The 15487-nt window shown below is 64.2% G+C and carries 17 protein-coding genes; 8 read left to right on the top strand and 9 right to left on the bottom strand.

Translation table 11 applies throughout. From position 1 onward, the window contains the following. Window positions 1-34 precede the first annotated feature (34 nt). The 3 genes from ACSH0F_RS10155 to ACSH0F_RS10165 all read right to left on the bottom strand — a co-directional run bounded on the left by ACSH0F_RS10155 (window position 35) and on the right by ACSH0F_RS10165 (window position 2730). Complete coding sequence (locus ACSH0F_RS10155; RefSeq protein ID WP_435202410.1) at window positions 35-943, bottom strand: substrate-binding domain-containing protein; 909 nt, start codon at window positions 941-943, stop codon at window positions 35-37. A gap of 61 nt (window positions 944-1004) precedes the next feature. After that, complete coding sequence (locus ACSH0F_RS10160) at window positions 1005-1892, bottom strand: OmpA family protein (protein WP_435202412.1); 888 nt, start codon at window positions 1890-1892, stop codon at window positions 1005-1007. A gap of 268 nt (window positions 1893-2160) precedes the next feature. Next, window positions 2161-2730 (bottom strand): pyridoxamine 5'-phosphate oxidase family protein, encoded by a 570-nt coding sequence (locus ACSH0F_RS10165; RefSeq protein ID WP_435202414.1) that lies wholly within the window; start codon window positions 2728-2730, stop codon window positions 2161-2163. 184 nt (window positions 2731-2914) lie between these two features. Here ACSH0F_RS10165 and ACSH0F_RS10170 point away from each other — a divergent pair, with 184 nt between their 5' ends. After that, complete coding sequence (locus ACSH0F_RS10170) at window positions 2915-3814, top strand: RcnB family protein (RefSeq protein ID WP_435202416.1); 900 nt, start codon at window positions 2915-2917, stop codon at window positions 3812-3814. 87 nt (window positions 3815-3901) lie between these two features. Here the strand turns inward: ACSH0F_RS10170 and ACSH0F_RS10175 are convergent, their stop codons facing one another. Further along, window positions 3902-4459: a cytochrome b gene (locus tag ACSH0F_RS10175; protein WP_435202418.1), complete on the bottom strand. Its 558-nt coding sequence runs from the start codon at window positions 4457-4459 to the stop codon at window positions 3902-3904. A 97-nt stretch (window positions 4460-4556) separates the two neighbouring features. Here ACSH0F_RS10175 and ACSH0F_RS10180 point away from each other — a divergent pair, with 97 nt between their 5' ends. Continuing rightward, a complete protein-coding gene (locus ACSH0F_RS10180) occupies window positions 4557-5225 on the top strand; it encodes a prolyl hydroxylase family protein (protein ID WP_435202420.1) in 669 nt (222 codons plus the stop codon). Window positions 5226-5232: 7 nt separating this feature from the next. Here ACSH0F_RS10180 and ACSH0F_RS10185 read toward each other — a convergent pair whose 3' ends face one another. Continuing rightward, window positions 5233-6858 carry a lysine--tRNA ligase gene (locus tag ACSH0F_RS10185; protein WP_435202422.1) on the bottom strand — a complete coding sequence of 542 codons (1626 nt, stop codon included), beginning with the start codon at window positions 6856-6858 and terminating at the stop codon, window positions 5233-5235. Window positions 6859-7320: 462 nt separating this feature from the next. Here ACSH0F_RS10185 and ACSH0F_RS10190 point away from each other — a divergent pair, with 462 nt between their 5' ends. The 5 genes from ACSH0F_RS10190 (at window position 7321) to ACSH0F_RS10210 (ending at window position 12588) form a co-directional block, all read left to right on the top strand. Then, a complete protein-coding gene (locus tag ACSH0F_RS10190) occupies window positions 7321-7575 on the top strand; it encodes a cold-shock protein (RefSeq protein WP_435202424.1) in 255 nt (84 codons plus the stop codon). 74 nt (window positions 7576-7649) lie between these two features. Continuing rightward, the gene (locus ACSH0F_RS10195; RefSeq protein WP_435202426.1) at window positions 7650-7835 is read left to right on the top strand and encodes a hypothetical protein; all 186 of its coding nucleotides are present in this window, start codon (window positions 7650-7652) and stop codon (window positions 7833-7835) included. An 881-nt stretch (window positions 7836-8716) separates the two neighbouring features. Then, entirely contained in the window at window positions 8717-11461 is a 2745-nt protein-coding gene (locus tag ACSH0F_RS10200) for an ATP-dependent DNA helicase (protein WP_435202428.1), read from the top strand. Then, window positions 11458-11985, top strand: coding sequence for a SixA phosphatase family protein (locus tag ACSH0F_RS10205; RefSeq protein WP_435202430.1), 528 nt, complete (start codon window positions 11458-11460; stop codon window positions 11983-11985). Before ACSH0F_RS10200 ends, ACSH0F_RS10205 begins: the two co-directional genes overlap by 4 nt. Window positions 11986-12048: 63 nt before the next feature. After that, window positions 12049-12588, top strand: a complete 540-nt coding sequence (locus ACSH0F_RS10210) for an acyloxyacyl hydrolase (RefSeq protein ID WP_435202432.1) — start codon at window positions 12049-12051, stop codon at window positions 12586-12588. On the opposite strand, the gene soxR is transcribed toward ACSH0F_RS10210, so the two are convergent. Next, window positions 12585-13022: a redox-sensitive transcriptional activator SoxR gene (gene soxR / locus ACSH0F_RS10215; RefSeq protein ID WP_435202434.1), complete on the bottom strand. Its 438-nt coding sequence runs from the start codon at window positions 13020-13022 to the stop codon at window positions 12585-12587. The two genes, ACSH0F_RS10210 and soxR, sit on opposite strands and share 4 nt — an antisense overlap. Before the next feature lie 91 nt (window positions 13023-13113). Here soxR and ACSH0F_RS10220 point away from each other — a divergent pair, with 91 nt between their 5' ends. Beyond that, window positions 13114-13488, top strand: a complete 375-nt coding sequence (locus ACSH0F_RS10220) for a VOC family protein (protein ID WP_435202436.1) — start codon at window positions 13114-13116, stop codon at window positions 13486-13488. A 53-nt stretch (window positions 13489-13541) separates the two neighbouring features. Here the strand turns inward: ACSH0F_RS10220 and ACSH0F_RS10225 are convergent, their stop codons facing one another. Genes ACSH0F_RS10225 through ubiA form a run of 3 tightly spaced genes read right to left on the bottom strand, consistent with a single transcriptional unit; the run spans window position 13542 to window position 15449 of the window. Next, window positions 13542-13868: an ArsR/SmtB family transcription factor gene (locus tag ACSH0F_RS10225; protein WP_278327183.1), complete on the bottom strand. Its 327-nt coding sequence runs from the start codon at window positions 13866-13868 to the stop codon at window positions 13542-13544. Window positions 13869-13914: 46 nt separating this feature from the next. Further along, window positions 13915-14535, bottom strand: a complete 621-nt coding sequence (locus ACSH0F_RS10230; protein ID WP_435202439.1) for an SOS response-associated peptidase — start codon at window positions 14533-14535, stop codon at window positions 13915-13917. Continuing rightward, window positions 14535-15449 carry a 4-hydroxybenzoate octaprenyltransferase gene (gene ubiA, locus ACSH0F_RS10235; RefSeq protein ID WP_435202441.1) on the bottom strand — a complete coding sequence of 305 codons (915 nt, stop codon included), beginning with the start codon at window positions 15447-15449 and terminating at the stop codon, window positions 14535-14537. The genes ACSH0F_RS10230 and ubiA overlap by 1 nt, the downstream gene beginning before the upstream one ends. Between the last annotated feature and the right edge of the window lie 38 nt (window positions 15450-15487).

Raw genomic sequence — 15487 nt, forward strand, 5'->3', positions numbered from 1 at the left:
GGCGGGGGGATCTGTACCATCCGTCGGCCCAACCCTATTCCTTCAAATCGCCCACCGATTGCCGCTCGACGATATCGAACGGGACGGACACTTGCCTTGACTGCACCCCGCGACGACCAACCTGATCGGCGAGAAGTCGGCCCGCTGCCTCGCCCATCGCCTCGCACGGCTGGCGCACGGTAGTCAGCTGCGGGCGGACCTGCGTGGCCACCGCATTGTCGTCGTAACCGACCAGCGAAATATCGCCGGGAATCGCAATGCCGACGGCTTTGGCCGCGTCGATGACTCCAGCGGCCATCTCGTCGTTGCTGGCGAAGATTGCGGTCGGCTTGGCGGCAAACAAAGCCGGTGCTTCGCGTTTGCCGGATTCGCGGGTGAAGTCCCCCCTGCCGACCAGCGCTTGATCGACCCGAAGACCCTTTGCGGCCAATGCATTGGCATAGCCGTTGTAACGACGCAGACTGACAAGATGGGCTTGCGGTCCGCACAAGATGGCAATGCGACGATGACCTCGCTCGGTCAGAACGCCGACGAGCGCAGAGGCGGCGGCGAATTCGTCCATACCGACGATGTTATCGCGGTCGGGATCGAGCAGGGCAGCGATCCGCACTATCGGAACGCCGCGGGCCTCGGCGATCGAAAGCAACGGGCGATCATCCGAAAGCGGTGGGGTCAGCGCGATCCCGGCGTGGTCGGATGCCCGCAGCACGTCGACCGATTTTGTCCCGCTGCCGTAGACATTGATAGCCTCGACGCCGAGCCCGGCAAGTTTACAGGTGCGCTCCAACCCCAAGCGAACGCGGGACGCGTAATCGCCCCCTGGATTATCGGAGAGTAACAGTACTTTTTTTGCTGCATTCATCCCAAGTCCCCTCGTCTTATTGATGGTACCGCTACCATCAATTCCAGAAAACTTGGTTAAGACTCGTATGGAACACCACAATATCTAGTCAGGAAAAAGGGCGAGCCGAGGCCCGCCCTTCGGTCCTGGAAACTTGTACCGCTCAGCCTTCCTCGGCCGCCTTGCTGACGAGGATGTTGACCGACACGCGGCGGTTCTGGCGACGGCCTTCCGCGGTCGAATTATCCGCTGCCGGATCGGCTTCAGCGAAACCGGTCGGGGTCAGCATGCGCCAGGGCTTCCAGCCGCATTCCTGCTGGAGGATGTTGACCACGCGCGCCGCGCGCCGCTCGCTCAGCGTCTGGTTGTAATCCTGATCGCCGACCGAATCCGTGTAACCGACGACCAGCAGCAGCGCATTGCTCATGCTGTCGGCCTGGCTGGCAGCCTGGCATAGCTGCGCACGGTCGCCCTGCCCGACCGACCATTTGTCGGTGTCGAAATAGACGTTGGTGACGCCCTTCACATTGTAGTTGTCGATATTGCCCATGCGCCCGCGCAGCGCCTCGGCGGCGGCGGTGTTGGTGTCGATATCGGCGCGCTGTTCGGCAAAGCGCTGCGAGGTGCCGGCCTGGATCATCTGCGCGGTCTCGAGATCGTCGTTCTTCAACTTGATCTCGCTGGCGAGCAGCATCTCGCCGGCCTGCATGGTTTCGACCTCGACCGGGATGCCGTTCAGCAGGTCCTGCGCGGTGAGCGAGGTGCGGCCAAGGCCGAGAAAACCGCCGGTGCCGCGGATCTCGGTGTTGGGTTCAACGGTGATGACGGAATTCGTGCCATCGGCGCTGGTGACCTGGATCTGGTCGCCGCGGCGGGCGGTAATCACGCCGTCAATGTTCGGTCCTTCGACCGGGGTCGCGCCATAGACCGTGGTGAGGACTTCGCCGTCTTGCGCAGGCTCGATCTCCTGCGCAGACAGCGTGCCGGCTGCGGGCAGCGTCACTAACGCGACGAGGGCAAGGCGCGAGGCCGTGCTGGTTCGAATTGTCATATTGATACTCCTTCATGTACGACAGCGTGCCTCGGCCAATGCGACCGTTTGGTTCGCCTCCCCCTGTGAGACTTGGCTCGCTGTCCCGACCCCCGATGTTTCTTGTCGACAGGCGATATGCAGTCCCCGCGGGGGTGATCGCCTGCGCCCGCAATCGGCCTGCCACATTTCTGCCACATGAACCATTGGCTTTGGAGGTTGGTGGGAGGGGGTGGCTTGGGCGCAAACTGCGGCGAAGCGTTGTTCAGGCTTCGGCCGCACGCCTCGCTCAAGGCGAAATCCAGCGCCCCTCGTCACCGATGAACAGCGCGCGGCGATGGCCGGTATGGGCGAGGCTGAACCAGTCCGCCTCCTTGATCTGGACCAGCAATAGGGCGAAGTTCTCGCGCGCGGGGTTCACCTGATCGTCCGTCGGCTCGACGCCTTCGAACTCCGCTGGCAGACCGCTGGTCGGCTGGTCGGACTGCTCGCCAGGTCCGCTCCCGAGGTAGCAACGCCGGGCAAAGTTGTCGCTCTGCGACCATGCGCTGTCGACCGCTTGGCCGGTCGTGACGATCCGCCCGGTCCCTCGCAGACGTAACTGCAATTTCGCCTGCTTGTCGTAAGCGAGGACGCCGATCCGCTTATCGTCTTCGATCACCGCAACCTTGGGCGAGCGGGCATCGGTGTGAAACCGCAGCGTCCAGCTCTCGGGATCGAAGCCGCGCAGCACCATCACCCGTGCGTCGGCATCGGCGGTGGCGACGACCGGCGTGTGCATCGGCGATCTGCGATTGGCGGCGCCATCTGTTAGGCGCTGTGCGATATCGTTGCGGATTGCGTCGAAGGTTGAAAGCATCGCTGCCGCCTTGCACCGCCAAGCTCGACCTGCCAAGCTCGATTCCGTTCAGACTACTACAGGCCAACATTAACGGTAGGTCGACAGACCGGTTCAGATTGGGGTCAGCCCGAACTGATACAAACAGCGACAGTGAAACGAGCCGCAGGTGGTGGAGCGGCTGGTAAAGCGGAAGGAACGCTCCATGACACTTACCAGACTGATGAAAGGCAGCGCACTCAGCGCCCTCGCCGCGGCGATGGCGGTGACTGCCCTGCCGGTGGAAGCGCAGGCCCAGGAATGGCGCGAGCGCGCGAACGAGATCAAGCAACAGCGCCAGCAGAGCCGCCAGGACCGCCGTGGCGAGCGCCGCGAAGCGCGCCAGGAACGCCGCGACAATCGCAGCGAAGCTCGCCAGCAACGCAGCGCGAACCGTGGCGACGCGCGGCCTGAACGGCGTGCAGAGCGTCGCAGCGAACGACGGGCAGAACGGCGCGGTGGCATCGACGATCGCGTCCAGCGGCGTGTTGAACGCCGGGTGGCCGAAGACCGGGGCGAGCGCCGCGCAGAACGTCGCGAAGATCGCAGGGTGGAACGCCGTGTGGATCGCAGGGCCGACCGCTACGAACGCAACCGGACCTACCGCGCCGACCGCAACGCGACCTACCGCGACCAGCGCCGTGGCGACTACCGCGACCAACGCAGGTACGATCGCCGCGATACTTACCGCGACCAACGCCGTTACGATCGCCGCGCCCGCTATTACGATGGCCGCCGCTGGCACGATTACGATCGTTGGGACCATCGCCGCTGGCGCAACAACGATCGCTACAACTGGAACCGCTATCGCTACAACAACCGCAACCTGTACCGGCTGGGCCGCTATTACGCGCCCTATCGCGATTACAGCTATCGCCGCCTGAATATCGGCTTCCGCCTCGGCAGCCTGTTCTTCGGTAGCCGCTACTGGATCAACGATCCGTGGCAGTATCGCCTGCCGGAAGTCTACGGCCCCTATCGCTGGGTCCGCTATTACGACGATGTCCTGCTGGTCGATATCTACAGCGGCGAAGTGGTCGACGTGATCCACGACTTCTTCTGGTAAGTCACCTACGCCAGCCGGCTTGAGAGTGGTCCGGATGGCAGAGCAGCCCCCGCCGAGCGATCGGCGGGGGCTTTTTCGTGAGTGACCTTAGCCGGGCACCTTGCCGAAGGGCAGCATGCGGAAGATGCCGCCGTTCTTGTCGAAGAACGTATGCTTCAAGGCCCCCAGGATGTGCAGCGCGATCAGGTAGATGAAGATCGACCCGCCGAGGGCGTGCAGATCGAAGATCGTCCCGCCGAGATCCTCGTTCGTGCCGATCGGCAGCCCGGGGATCGTGAACAAGCCGAAGAAATCGATTTCTCGCCCATTCAGCGAGTTCGCGATCCATCCGCCGATCGGCAGACCGATCAGCAGGACGTAGAAAATGACATGCACCGTGCGCGCCAGTGTCTTTTCCCAACCCGCCAGATCGGACGGGAGCGGCGGCACCGGATGCGTCCAGCGCCAGAGCAGGCGGCCAACCGAAAGCACGAGAATCGCGATGCCGAGCGCCTTGTGATCGGCGAAGATCGCCATCGCGGCCTCGCGGCTTCCGGCATGCTCGGCATTTTCGGCCAGCCGCCAGTTCCAGATGACGGCCACGGCGATGGTCCAGTGAAAGATCATCGCGCCGATCGAATAGCGTCGTGCGGTGGTGTCGGCCATTGTGCTCTCCCGAGGATTATCGCGGCAGACTAGCGCCTCGTCGCCCGTGGGCAAGCGCAATACTTGAAGCGTCGGCTGTGCTTGCTAACACCCGGACATGAGCAAGACAGCGACCATTCCGGACCAGGGCGCCCTGAAACGCATCGGCGCCCAAGTGCGCAAGCGTCTCGAGGCCGACCCACAGGCCTACAAGGTACCGACCGACAAGGCTGAGATCTTCGCGATCGGCGATTTCTTCAGCGCCGAGGAATGCCAGCGATTGATCGGCATGATCGACGCGGTCGCCCGGCCGAGCGAGTTGCACGAGACCGCCTATGTCGCGAAGTTCCGTACCTCCTACTCAGGCAATTTCGATCCGCACGACCCGTTCGTGAAGATGATCTCGCGCCGGATCGACGATGTGCTGGGGATGTCGCCGGCCCAGGGCGAGCGCATCCAGGGCCAGCGCTATCTGCCGGGGCAGGAGTTCAAGCCGCATAACGACTGGTTCTACACCGACCAGGAATACTGGCAGATCGAGCGCAAGCGCGGCGGGCAACGCTGCTGGACCGCGATGGCGTTCCTGAACACGGTCGAGGAAGGCGGGCACACGCATTTCGTGGAGGTTGGCGCGTCGATCGAGCCCAAGCCCGGCGTGCTGCTCGTTTGGAACAACGCCACGCCGGAGGGGGAACCTAACGAAGGCACGCTGCACGCCGGAACCCCCGTTATCAAGGGTTCGAAATATGTGCTGACCAAATGGTACCGCACGCGCAAGCACGATTGAGCGGCATTTACCGCGCCAGCGCCTCCGCAATGAGCTTGCGGCTATTCTCCACGCCATAGAGCGCGATGAAGCTGCCCATGCGCGGGCCCTGATCGCTGCCGAGCAGCGTCTGGTAGAGCGCCTTGAACCAGTCGCGCAGGTTCTCGAACCCGTATTCCTCGCGCTTGCCGATCTCGTAGACCTCGGTCTGCAGATCCTCCGCGCTCGCATCGGCCGGGGCATCGGCGAGATAGGCGTCGAGCGCCTTCAGCGCCTCGGCCTCGTTGGGCGTCGGCGCGCGCTTGACCAGCGTCGGCGCGATGTAGTCGCGGGTGTAGTTGACCGCGGTCTCGATGAGGACCTCCAACTCCGGCGTTACCTGCCCTGACCCGATGTAGCTTTCGAGATAGTCGCGCAGGTTCGGCACGGTGGCTTCGGCGCCCAGCACGCTCGCGAGGTTGAGCAAGAGGCCATAAGTCACCGGCAGGCTGTCGCCCGCACCCGGCGCCTCGCTACCCTCGAACCCGCCATTGGCGCGCGCCAGGTGCCACACCGGATTGCCGAGCTGCTTGTCGAGCTCCTGCTCGGCCAGCCGCTCGCGGAAGCTCCAGTAATCGTCCACCGCGCGCGGGATCACGCCTACGTGGAGCTGCTTGGCGCTCTTCGGATTGGGGAAGATGTAGAACCCCAGGCTCTCCTCGCTGCCATATTGCAGCCATTCCTCGATCGAGAGGCCGTTGCCCTTGGACTTGGAGATCTTCTCGCCGTTCTGGTCGAGGAACATCTCGTAGATCAGCCCCTCCGGCTTGCGGCCGCCGAGCACCTTCACGATCTTGCCCGATTGCACGCCGCTGTCGGTCAGGTCCTTGCCGTACATCTCGTAATCGACGCCCAGCGCATACCAGCGCATCGCCCAGTCGACCTTCCACTGCAGCTTGGACATGCCGCCGAGCACGGACTGTTCGACCACCGTGCCGTCCTCGTCGGTGAAGCGGATCGTGCCGGCTTCGGCATCGGCCACCTCCACCGGCACCTGCAGCACGCGGCCCGTGGCGGGCGAAACCGGCAGGATGGGCGAATAGGTCTTGCGCCGCTCCTCGCGCAAGGTGGGCAGCATGATGTCGAGGATCGCGTCGTTCTTGCGCAGCACCTGTTTCAGCGCCTCGTCGAACTTGCCCGCATTGTAGATGTCGCTCGCCGCGATGAACTCGTACTGGAAGCCGAAGCGGTCGAGGAAAGCGCGCAGCTGCGCGTTGTTGTGCGCGGCGAAGCTCTCGTGATCGGTGTCGAACGGATTGGCGACGCGGCTGAGCGGCAGGTGCAGGTTCTCCTGCAACAGCGCCTGGTTCGGCACGTTGTCGGGCACCTTGCGCAGGCCATCCATATCGTCGGAGAAGGCGACGAGGCGCGTCTTGCCGTCCTCCGGCTTCGCCCCGATCATCGCCTCGAACGCGCGGCGGACCAGCGTGGTGCGCAGCACCTCCTGGAAGGTGCCGATATGCGGCAGCCCGCTGGGGCCGTAACCGGTTTCGAACAGCACCGGGCTGCCATCGTGTTTCGCACCATCGGGATAGCGCTTGAGCAGCCGCTGCGCCTCCTGGAACGGCCAGGCCTTGGACACGCGGGCGGCTTCGATCAGATCGGTCATGCTCATGCGCGAACCCTTTGCCGCTGCACGCTCCTTTCGCAAGTGCGAAGTGTTGGACGCCTGTTGGAGCGGCGCCGGGCCACTCCAGTCGCATGGACCGCATGGACCACAGTCTTGGGCGGAAAAAACTGCGGGGTGGTTAGGGTGGCGGGATTGAAGTTGGGTTCGGGATGGCGGCGGCGCGACATGTGGCAGGGGTTATCTGCAAATCGCTGTGTAGGACAGACGTCGGATTTCCAGTCCAATTGCGGTCTTTTGTTAGCTACCCTGTTTTGTTCCCAATATTTGCCGCTTTTGGGCTTGCCCAGCTCTTGTAATGCCAAGCTGCAATAGCCATCTAATTATCAGCTACCAGTCGCAATCGACGGTCACCGTTTCCAAAATCGGAAACCCTTTCCTTCAGTTCCGCCTCTTAGTCGCAGCCGGGTCAATTCTGGCGCGCTGCACACTCGTTCGAAGGAATGACAGATGACACATTACGGCAAGATCAAGAGCTATGACAGCAGCTCAGGAACTGGCTCGATCACACCCGAAAAGGGCGGCGACGTACTTCGCTTCAAGAAGGCAGACCTGCAGCAGGAAGGCCAGGTGCCCAAGGTCGACGAGCGTTTCAGCTACGAAACCAGCGAAGTCGATGGGGGCAAAAAGAGCGCCGTGAACCTGCAGCATCAACAGGGTGACGGCCAGAGCCAAAAGTACCAAGCCAGCGCCCAACAGGGCTGATGTCGGCAACGGAGCCGGGGATCACCTCCCCGGCTCTGGTCCATTCCCTCTCACAAGGATTCTTGGCTATGCCGATGAACCAGTTTCTGTTCGATCACCAGCTTGCGGCAATGAAGACCGACCAATCGGGCTCGGCGGAAGAACGCCTGGAAGCCCTCGAAACGCTGGGAGGTCGCGCAAAGCGAATAGCAGAATGGCGAAAAGCGAATGGCCTTTCCAATCTAGGTTGGCCTTGTGATGTGCGTAGAGACGTATCCTGAACGCTCAGCGTAGCGATGGACCTGCATACTTTGCTGGGCTTTTTCCCGTGATGTTCTTGGGCGCAATTCTCTGGTGGTTCTCACAATGAACGGCCGTTGGAGACTTCTTCGATAGAGAGTGAGATATCACCCAATGCCAAGTCGAAACACGACAGCCCACGTCACATTCAAGCGCGCCTTTCAACTCGCGGAAATCGACCAAGAGCTTCCTCCGGGCAGATATGAAATCGAGACTGAGGAGAAGGCGATCGAGGGCAACAAGCGGACGGTTTATGTCCGAACAGCGACATTTATATGGGTTCAAAGTTTGGGGAGAAGCCGAATGGTGAAGATAGATCCGACAGGATTGGAGGCTGCGTTGCTCAAGGATTCTATCAAGAACCAATAGAACGACCCACTTTCACCTCATCAATCGTTGTTCCGCGTGCCGTGCGAATACCAAGCGCATTTTGCTCTCGTCTGAGATCATGCACCTATTAATAAAACCGCTGTCGGCACCCTATGAAATGCGAGAATCGCCATGCGTCAATTCGAAATACACATGCCGGACATTACGGCTAGAAAGCTTTGGGATAGGCTCGACGCCGACGGACTTCGCGACTGCGGGCGTAGCATGGTAATTGTAGAGTTCGATGATCTGGACCGAGCCAGGGACGCGCTTCACTTGGCAGAGGGGCGCGGAGAATTTCTTGCAGAGATTTATCCAGTGCGTGGCATGTGACCTCCACCTTGCAGCCAATGATTTCAGACAAGGCTCGCTAAGGACTCATACTCAGATAAAATTGGGTAGCGTGCGGCCATCAAAACACAGCCTCCCGAACACGAAAGATAGTCTCCCTCCCCGCTTGCCCAGCGTTCCGTTTGTGTTCTAACGCCAACGCGTGAGCCAGACTCTCCCCCTCCCTGCCCTTCATGCCAGCCATGCCGGAACCTGGCTGCGCGATGCGAACGGGGCCACGCGCGGGTGTTCCAAGGGGGAGGCGGTGATGGCGGCGGCGGATACGCCGCTGTTGATGATGAACGCCCCGCTGGTGGCGAACCGGCTGGGCTATCCGGATTTGAACGGCCTCGACCTGCTGGAGCTTTTCGCTTTCGTCCATCCCGCGCAGTTCTGCGTGCCGACGCCCAAGGGCCTCGCCCATGCGCTGGGTCTGGAAGAGCCGGGCGACGATGCCGAGGTGCCGCTGTTGCTGCAGAGAGCCGCGGGCGCGCTTGTGGCGACGTGCGAGAGCGCGGAGTGGGCGCAGCGCGAGGGGGCGTGGTCGACGCTGCAATCGCTCGCGCGGCTGCGCTGGCCGTGGGCAGGCGTGCTCGCGCCGCATGTGAAGAAGCCCGAGCGGGCCGAGAAATGGCTCTTCAGCCGCCTTCCCGAATGGGAGGAGACGCCCGAGCGCCCGCAGCCCGCGCAGGTGCTGATCGAGGAGCCGGAGATCGAGGCGCATCTCGAGCGGCTGACCGGCGAAGGGGCCGAACGGCGCGAGGGGCAGCGCCTGTTCTCGCGCGATGCGGGCAGCGTCTTCGCCCCGCGCGACCGGCAAAAGCGCCCGCATGTGCTGCTGGCGCAGGCGGGCACGGGGATCGGCAAGACGCTGGGCTATCTCGCCCCCGCCTCGCTGTGGGCGAAGCTGTCGGGCGGCACGGTGTGGGTGAGCACCTATACCAAGAATCTCCAGCGCCAGTTGCGCCGCGAGAGCGCCCGCGCCTGGCCCGCGACCCGCGAGGACGGATCGCCGCCGGTGGTGGTGCGCAAGGGGCGGGAGAACTACCTCTGCCTGCTGAACCTGGAGGACGCGCTGCAGGGCGGCTTTGCGGGACGGCCCGCGATCCTCGCGCATCTGGTGGCGCGCTGGGCGGCCTATACGCAGGATGGCGACATGATCGGCGGGGACCTGCCCGGCTGGCTCGGCACGCTGTTCCGCAAGCGCGGTATCGCGGCGCTGACCGACCAGCGCGGCGAATGCGTCTATGCCGGGTGTCCGCACTACCGCAAATGCTTCATCGAACGCAGCGCGAGAAATGCCGCGCAGGCCGATCTGGTGATCGCCAACCATGCGCTGGTGATGGTCAATGCGGCGCGCGGGCGCGACCAAGGCGGGCGGCCGACGCGGATCGTGTTCGACGAGGGGCATCACGTGTTCGATGCCGCGGATTCGACCTTCTCCGCCGCGCTGACCGGGCAGGAGGCGATCGAGCTACGCCGCTGGATCGTCGGGCCGGAGAAGAACTCGCGCGGGCGGCGGCGCGGGCTGGCGGCGCGGCTGGCCGATGTAGCGAGCTATGACGATGCGGGCGGCGAGGCGGTGGAAGCGGCGGTCGAGGCGGCGCATGCGCTTCCCTCCGAAGGCTGGCTGGGGCGGCTGGCGGAAGGCGCACCCATCGGCCCGGTCGAGGAATTGCTGGCGCAGGTCCGCGCGACCACCTTCGCGCGCGACGAAAGCGGGCTGGAGGCAGGCTACGGCATCGAGACCGAGACCGCGCAGATGCCCGGCGAACTGGTAGAGGCGGCGGGCACGGCGGCGCAGGCGCTGGCTGCCATCCGCGTTCCGCTGCTGAAGCTGGCGGGGCGGCTGGAGGCGATTCTGGAAGACGCCCCCGACTGGCTCGACGGGCAGGGGCGCGCGCGGATCGAGGGGGCGCGGCATTCGCTCGCCTGGCGGATCGATCTGATCGCGGCCTGGGAAGCGCTGCTCGGGCGGCTGGGGGGGCCGGCGGACCCGGAATTCGTCGACTGGCTGCAAGTCGACCGCAACGATGCGCGCGAATTCGACGTCGGTCTTTATCGCCACTGGCTCGACCCGATGAAGCCCTTCGCCCGCGTGGTCATGGAACCGGCGCACGGTCTGATGATGACCAGTGCCACGCTGACCGATCGCGACGATAGCGGGCCGGACTGGCCGCATGCCATCGCTGGCAGCGGCGCGCCGCATCTCGAACTCAACCCGCGCACCGCGCAAGCCGACAGCCCGTTCGACTATGCCAACCGCGCCGAGGTGCTGATCGTCACCGACATCCGCAAGGGCGACATCCCCGCGATGGCCGGTGCCTATGCGCGGCTGATCGAGGCGAGCGGCGGCGGCGTGCTGGGCTTGTTCACCGCGATCCGCCGGATGCGCGCGGTCTATGGCCGCATTGCCGACCGGCTCGCCCGGGCTGGCCTGCCGCTCTACGCCCAACACGTCGACCCGATCGACACCGGCACGCTGACCGATATCTTCCGCGACGATCCGCGCGCCAGCCTGCTCGGCACCGATGCCCTGCGCGACGGGGTGGACGTGCCGGGCGAGAGCCTGCGCTGCGTGGTCCTAGAAAGCGTGCCCTGGCCGCGCCCGACCATCCTCCACCGCGCCCGCCGCGCCGCGGCCGCCGAGCAGGAAGGCGGCGCCAAGCGTTACGACGACCGCATCATCCGCGCGCGGCTGGCGCAGGCCTTCGGCCGGCTGATCCGCAGCCGCGACGATTCGGGCCATTTCATCGTTCTTTCCAGCGCCTTCCCCAGCCGGCTGCTCTCCGCCTTCCCCGAAGGCACGCCCGTCATCCGCCTGACACTCGAAGAGGCTTTACAGCGCGTGGCGAAGGGTGTTGGAACAATGGACGCCCAAGTCGCAGCGGAGAATGACGCCTCGTGAAAATCCTCGGTCTCCTGCGCCACGCCAAGTCCGACTGGGGCGCGAGCGACAAGCGCGATTTCGACCGGGGCCTGAACGATCGCGGTCATCGGGGTGCCAAGGTGATCGGCGAGCATATCGCCAAGCACGGCGTAAAGTGGGACACAGTGCTCGCCAGTCCGGCCGAGCGGGTAAAGCTGACGCTGGCCGACGCCTTGCCAGATCTCGCGCCTGAATGGGACCAGCGGCTCTACCTCGCCGGGACCGATACGATCATGGACGTCCTGCGCGAATGCGGCGGCGATGCGGAGGCGGTGCTGCTGTCGGGCCACAATCCCGGCCTTGGCGACATGCTTTTCGAACTGGTCGCGCCAAAGAACGAGAACGATCTCTACGACGAGGCGAAGGTCAAATTCCCGACCGCCGCCTATGCGGTTTACGAACTCGATATCGAGAGCTGGTCCGACCTTCGCGACGGCTGCGGCAAGCTGGTGCATTTCGCCCGCCCGCGCGACCTCGACGAGGAGCTGGGGCCGGAATACTGAGCGTCAGGCTGCAGCAAGGATAGTGTGATTAAGCAAGGCTTTCACTCCAGCGAAAGCCTTCGAATGAAACGCCTTTTTCCTATCTTCGGCGCCTGCCTCGTCTCGACCGCCGCGACATCGGCCCACGCGGGAGAAGTCTATGGCGGCGTCCTGGCGCATGGTGTCGATACGCCCTTCACCTTCGAGACGAACGAGGAGGGCGTCGATCTTCAGGCCGGCGTTCGCAGCGAACCGATCGAGGCGCTGTCCTTCGTAGGCCAACCGTCGCTCTATGCCTTCGGGTCGGTCAATACGACCGGGGACACGAACTTCGTGGCGGCGGGCGTCAGCTGGAAGATCGATCTGGGTCCGGTCTACCTTCGCCCCGGTGTCGGCCTCGCCCTGCACGACGCGCCTGCGTTCAGGCTCGACCCCGACACCCGCATCCGCACCGATCTTGGCAGCCGCGTGCTGTTCGAGCCTGAGATCGCGATCGGCCTGCCGGTATCGGAGCGCGTCTCGGTAGAGGCGAGCTGGGTGCACATCAGCAATGCCCGATTGTTCAATTCCCAGCAGAATCCCGGCATCGACATGATCGGTGTCCGCACAAACCTCGCGTTCTAACGCAATACCCGCGGACCCTTCCCGCTCTCGCCCCATTTGTCGTTCGCATTGTAGAGCGCGCATTTTTTGAGGCTCAGGCAGCCGCAGCCGATGCAGCCGTGAAGGTCCTCGCGCACCTTTTCCAGCCGCGCGATCTGCGCATCGATGCGCTGGCGGATGACGGTGCTGATGCGTTTCCAGTCGGCCGCGTTGGGCGTGCGGCCATGCGGCAGGCCCTTCATCGCCTCCTCGATCTCCGCCAGCGACAGGCCGAGATTCTGCGCAATCAGGATGAAGCTGAGCCGGCGAATGTCGCTGCGCAGGAAGCGGCGCTGGTTGCCGCCGGTGCGCATTGGCTCGACCAGCCCCTTGTCCTCGTAGAACCGGATCGCCGACACGCTGAAGCCGGTGCGGCGGGCGAGTTCGCCGATGCTGAGCAGGTCGTTCGCTTTCATCGATCAGACTGATAGCGCAATTAAACCTTGACCTCAACTTAGCTTGAGGTTGCATCAATGCGTGCATCGCCATTCGAACAGGAGATTATCCATGGCTAATGCACGACTGGAACACGTCAATTTCTCGGTCACCGACGGGGAGCGGAGCGCCAGGCTGCTTGAACAGCTGACCGGCTGGCACCGCCGCTGGGAAGGCCCTTCGCTGGACAACGGGCGCTCGATCCATCTCGGCGACGACCATGCCTATGTCGCCATCCACACCAGCCTGCGGATCTCCGGTGATTTCGCCAAGAGCGTGCCGATGAACCACATCGGTATCGCCGTCGACGATCTCGGAGCCGCCGAAGCGGTCGTGGTCGAACACGGCCTCGAAACGTTCAATCACGGCAATTACGAGCCCGGCCCGCGCAGCTTCTATTTCTTCGACTGGGACGGAATCGAGTTCGAGGTGGTCAGCTATGAATGAGATCATGCCGCGCGAGCTACTGTTCGCTCACCGTCGCCAAACGCCGCGACCGGTTACATCCGGGGCGCAAGACCCGGATGCCGGTCGGAACCGTGATAACCGGCCAGCGCGGTCATCGGCACGTCCTCGAACCGCCCGAGCCAGCGCCGCGCCATCTTCGCCAGTGGCATCGGGTTGAGGTAGTGCCGCTTGCACCGCCCGTCGCGCTCGCTCGCGACCAGTTCCGCCGCCTCCAGCACCGCAAGATGCTTGGCCACCGCCTGCCGCGTCATCGGCAGCTCCGCGCTGAGATCGGAGAGCGTAAGCCCGCCCTGCTCGCTCAGCCGGTCCAGCAGGAGCCGGCGCGTGGGATCGGAAAGGGCGACGAAGGTGTCCGTCATGCAGCAAGGCTAGGCAAACCGCGCCGAGTCGCTCAAGCTTGCGGGGTCAGAGGAGCGAGACTTGTCCACGACCGGACCACGGCACGCCCGTGCGATCGAGGGTGAGCTCGCCCTGCCACGGCTTGCACAGCGCCCGCGCATCGTCGGGTGAGCCGCCGGTCCAGACGCCGATGTCAGCATCCGCCAGTAGCACCGGCATGCGCGAATGGACCTCTGCCGCCAGCCCACCCGCATCTGTCATCACCATCGAATAGCAGCGACCCCATTCATCCGAATCGCGCCACACACCGGCAACAGCGAAAAGCTCCGCATCGGGCCGCGACATCCAGCTGCGTGTCTTGCCGCCCTTGGGCCCTTCGGCCTCCGCCCAGGCCGTCACCGGGATTATGCAGCGGCGCTCTTCGAAACTGTAGCGCCAGAAGAAGCTATCGAGCTTGTCGGTGCGCGCATTGTTGACCGGCTTCGGCTTCAGCGGCTGGCCGCTTTTGCCCTTCATCACCAGCGGGAAGCCCCAGGTCATCTGCTGAAGCTGGCCTTCGGCGACAACGGCGCCGGGATAGCCGGGAAAGACTTCCTCGGCGAAGTTCGCCCCGCCGAGCGCATTCACCGCGTCGAACCATTTGGCGACCTCATCGGTGGTCTTGGTCATGCGGTAGAGATTGCACATCAGGCGTTCCCCACAACGAAGCACGCGGCGGCGACCAGCGCGCCGGTCCAGCGATTCGAGCGGAAGCGGTCGAGCGGGTTGGCGGGATCGTCGGCATCTAGCGTCGCGACCTGCCACACGAGATGTGCCGCGGCCGGGACCAGCGCGAGCAGCGCGATCCAGTCCGCACGGTAGAGCCAGAAAGCGAGCGCCCAGAGCATTACGGCACCTGCATAGAACAGCGCCACCCCGCCGGTCACATGGCCGCCGAGGCGCAGCGCGCTGGAGCGGATGCCGACCAGTGCGTCGTCCTCGCGGTCTTGCAGCGCGTAGATCGTGTCGTAGCCGATGACCCACAGCGCCGCGCCTGCGTACATGGCGGCCAGCGCGTCCCAATTATCGGCGCGAAGCTGCGTCCAACCGACCAGCAGCCCCCAGGTGAACACCATGCCGAGCCAGGCCTGCGGCCACCAGGTGATGCGTTTCATGAAGGGGTAGGCAGCGACAAGAGCGATGCTCGCCAGCGCCACACCTTGCGCGAGCGGGCGCAGCTGGACGAGCACAAGCAGGCCGATCAGGCACAGGCCCAGCAACCAACCCCAAGCTAACTTCTTCGAAACACGTCCGCTGGCGACCGGACGGCTGGCGGTGCGGGCCACCTTCCGGTCGAGCCTTGCATCGACGATATCGTTATAGACGCAGCCAGCCCCGCGCATCGCGATACTGCCAAGCAACAGCCAGCCGAGCAGTGCGACCTGCCAGCCTGCACCCGCCAGCCATACGCCCCAGGCGCAGGGCCAGAACAGCAGCCACCAGCCGATCGGCCGGTCGAACCGCGCCAGCATCCCAAGATCGCGCGGCAATTGCGGCAGCCGCGCGACAAGGCCTTTATGTTCACTGTCGGGGACGACGTCGGGATTGGCGGTTTCGCTCATCGCTTGCTCCCTAACCTCCGACGTGCCACCTGCAAAGC

Source organism: Qipengyuania sp. 902, from assembly GCF_051195295.1.
Lineage (GTDB): Bacteria > Pseudomonadota > Alphaproteobacteria > Sphingomonadales > Sphingomonadaceae > Qipengyuania.

Excerpts from the sequence above, each read along its gene's own strand:
- ACSH0F_RS10160 (WP_435202412.1), bottom strand. The coding sequence starts at position 1,892 with ATGACAATTCGAACCAGCACGGCCTCGCGCCTTGCCCTCGTCGCGTTA.
- ACSH0F_RS10165 (WP_435202414.1), bottom strand. The coding sequence starts at position 2,730 with ATGCTTTCAACCTTCGACGCAATCCGCAACGATATCGCACAGCGCCTA.
- ACSH0F_RS10170 (WP_435202416.1), top strand. The coding sequence starts at position 2,915 with ATGACACTTACCAGACTGATGAAAGGCAGCGCACTCAGCGCCCTCGCC.
- ACSH0F_RS10175 (WP_435202418.1), bottom strand. The coding sequence starts at position 4,459 with ATGGCCGACACCACCGCACGACGCTATTCGATCGGCGCGATGATCTTT.
- ACSH0F_RS10180 (WP_435202420.1), top strand. The coding sequence starts at position 4,557 with ATGAGCAAGACAGCGACCATTCCGGACCAGGGCGCCCTGAAACGCATC.
- ACSH0F_RS10185 (WP_435202422.1), bottom strand. The coding sequence starts at position 6,858 with ATGAGCATGACCGATCTGATCGAAGCCGCCCGCGTGTCCAAGGCCTGG.
- ACSH0F_RS10190 (WP_435202424.1), top strand. The coding sequence starts at position 7,321 with ATGACACATTACGGCAAGATCAAGAGCTATGACAGCAGCTCAGGAACT.
- ACSH0F_RS10195 (WP_435202426.1), top strand. The coding sequence starts at position 7,650 with ATGAACCAGTTTCTGTTCGATCACCAGCTTGCGGCAATGAAGACCGAC.
- ACSH0F_RS10210 (WP_435202432.1), top strand. The coding sequence starts at position 12,049 with ATGAAACGCCTTTTTCCTATCTTCGGCGCCTGCCTCGTCTCGACCGCC.
- soxR (WP_435202434.1), bottom strand. The coding sequence starts at position 13,022 with ATGAAAGCGAACGACCTGCTCAGCATCGGCGAACTCGCCCGCCGCACC.
- ACSH0F_RS10220 (WP_435202436.1), top strand. The coding sequence starts at position 13,114 with ATGGCTAATGCACGACTGGAACACGTCAATTTCTCGGTCACCGACGGG.
- ACSH0F_RS10225 (WP_278327183.1), bottom strand. The coding sequence starts at position 13,868 with ATGACGGACACCTTCGTCGCCCTTTCCGATCCCACGCGCCGGCTCCTG.
- ACSH0F_RS10230 (WP_435202439.1), bottom strand. The coding sequence starts at position 14,535 with ATGTGCAATCTCTACCGCATGACCAAGACCACCGATGAGGTCGCCAAA.
- ubiA (WP_435202441.1), bottom strand. The coding sequence starts at position 15,449 with ATGAGCGAAACCGCCAATCCCGACGTCGTCCCCGACAGTGAACATAAA.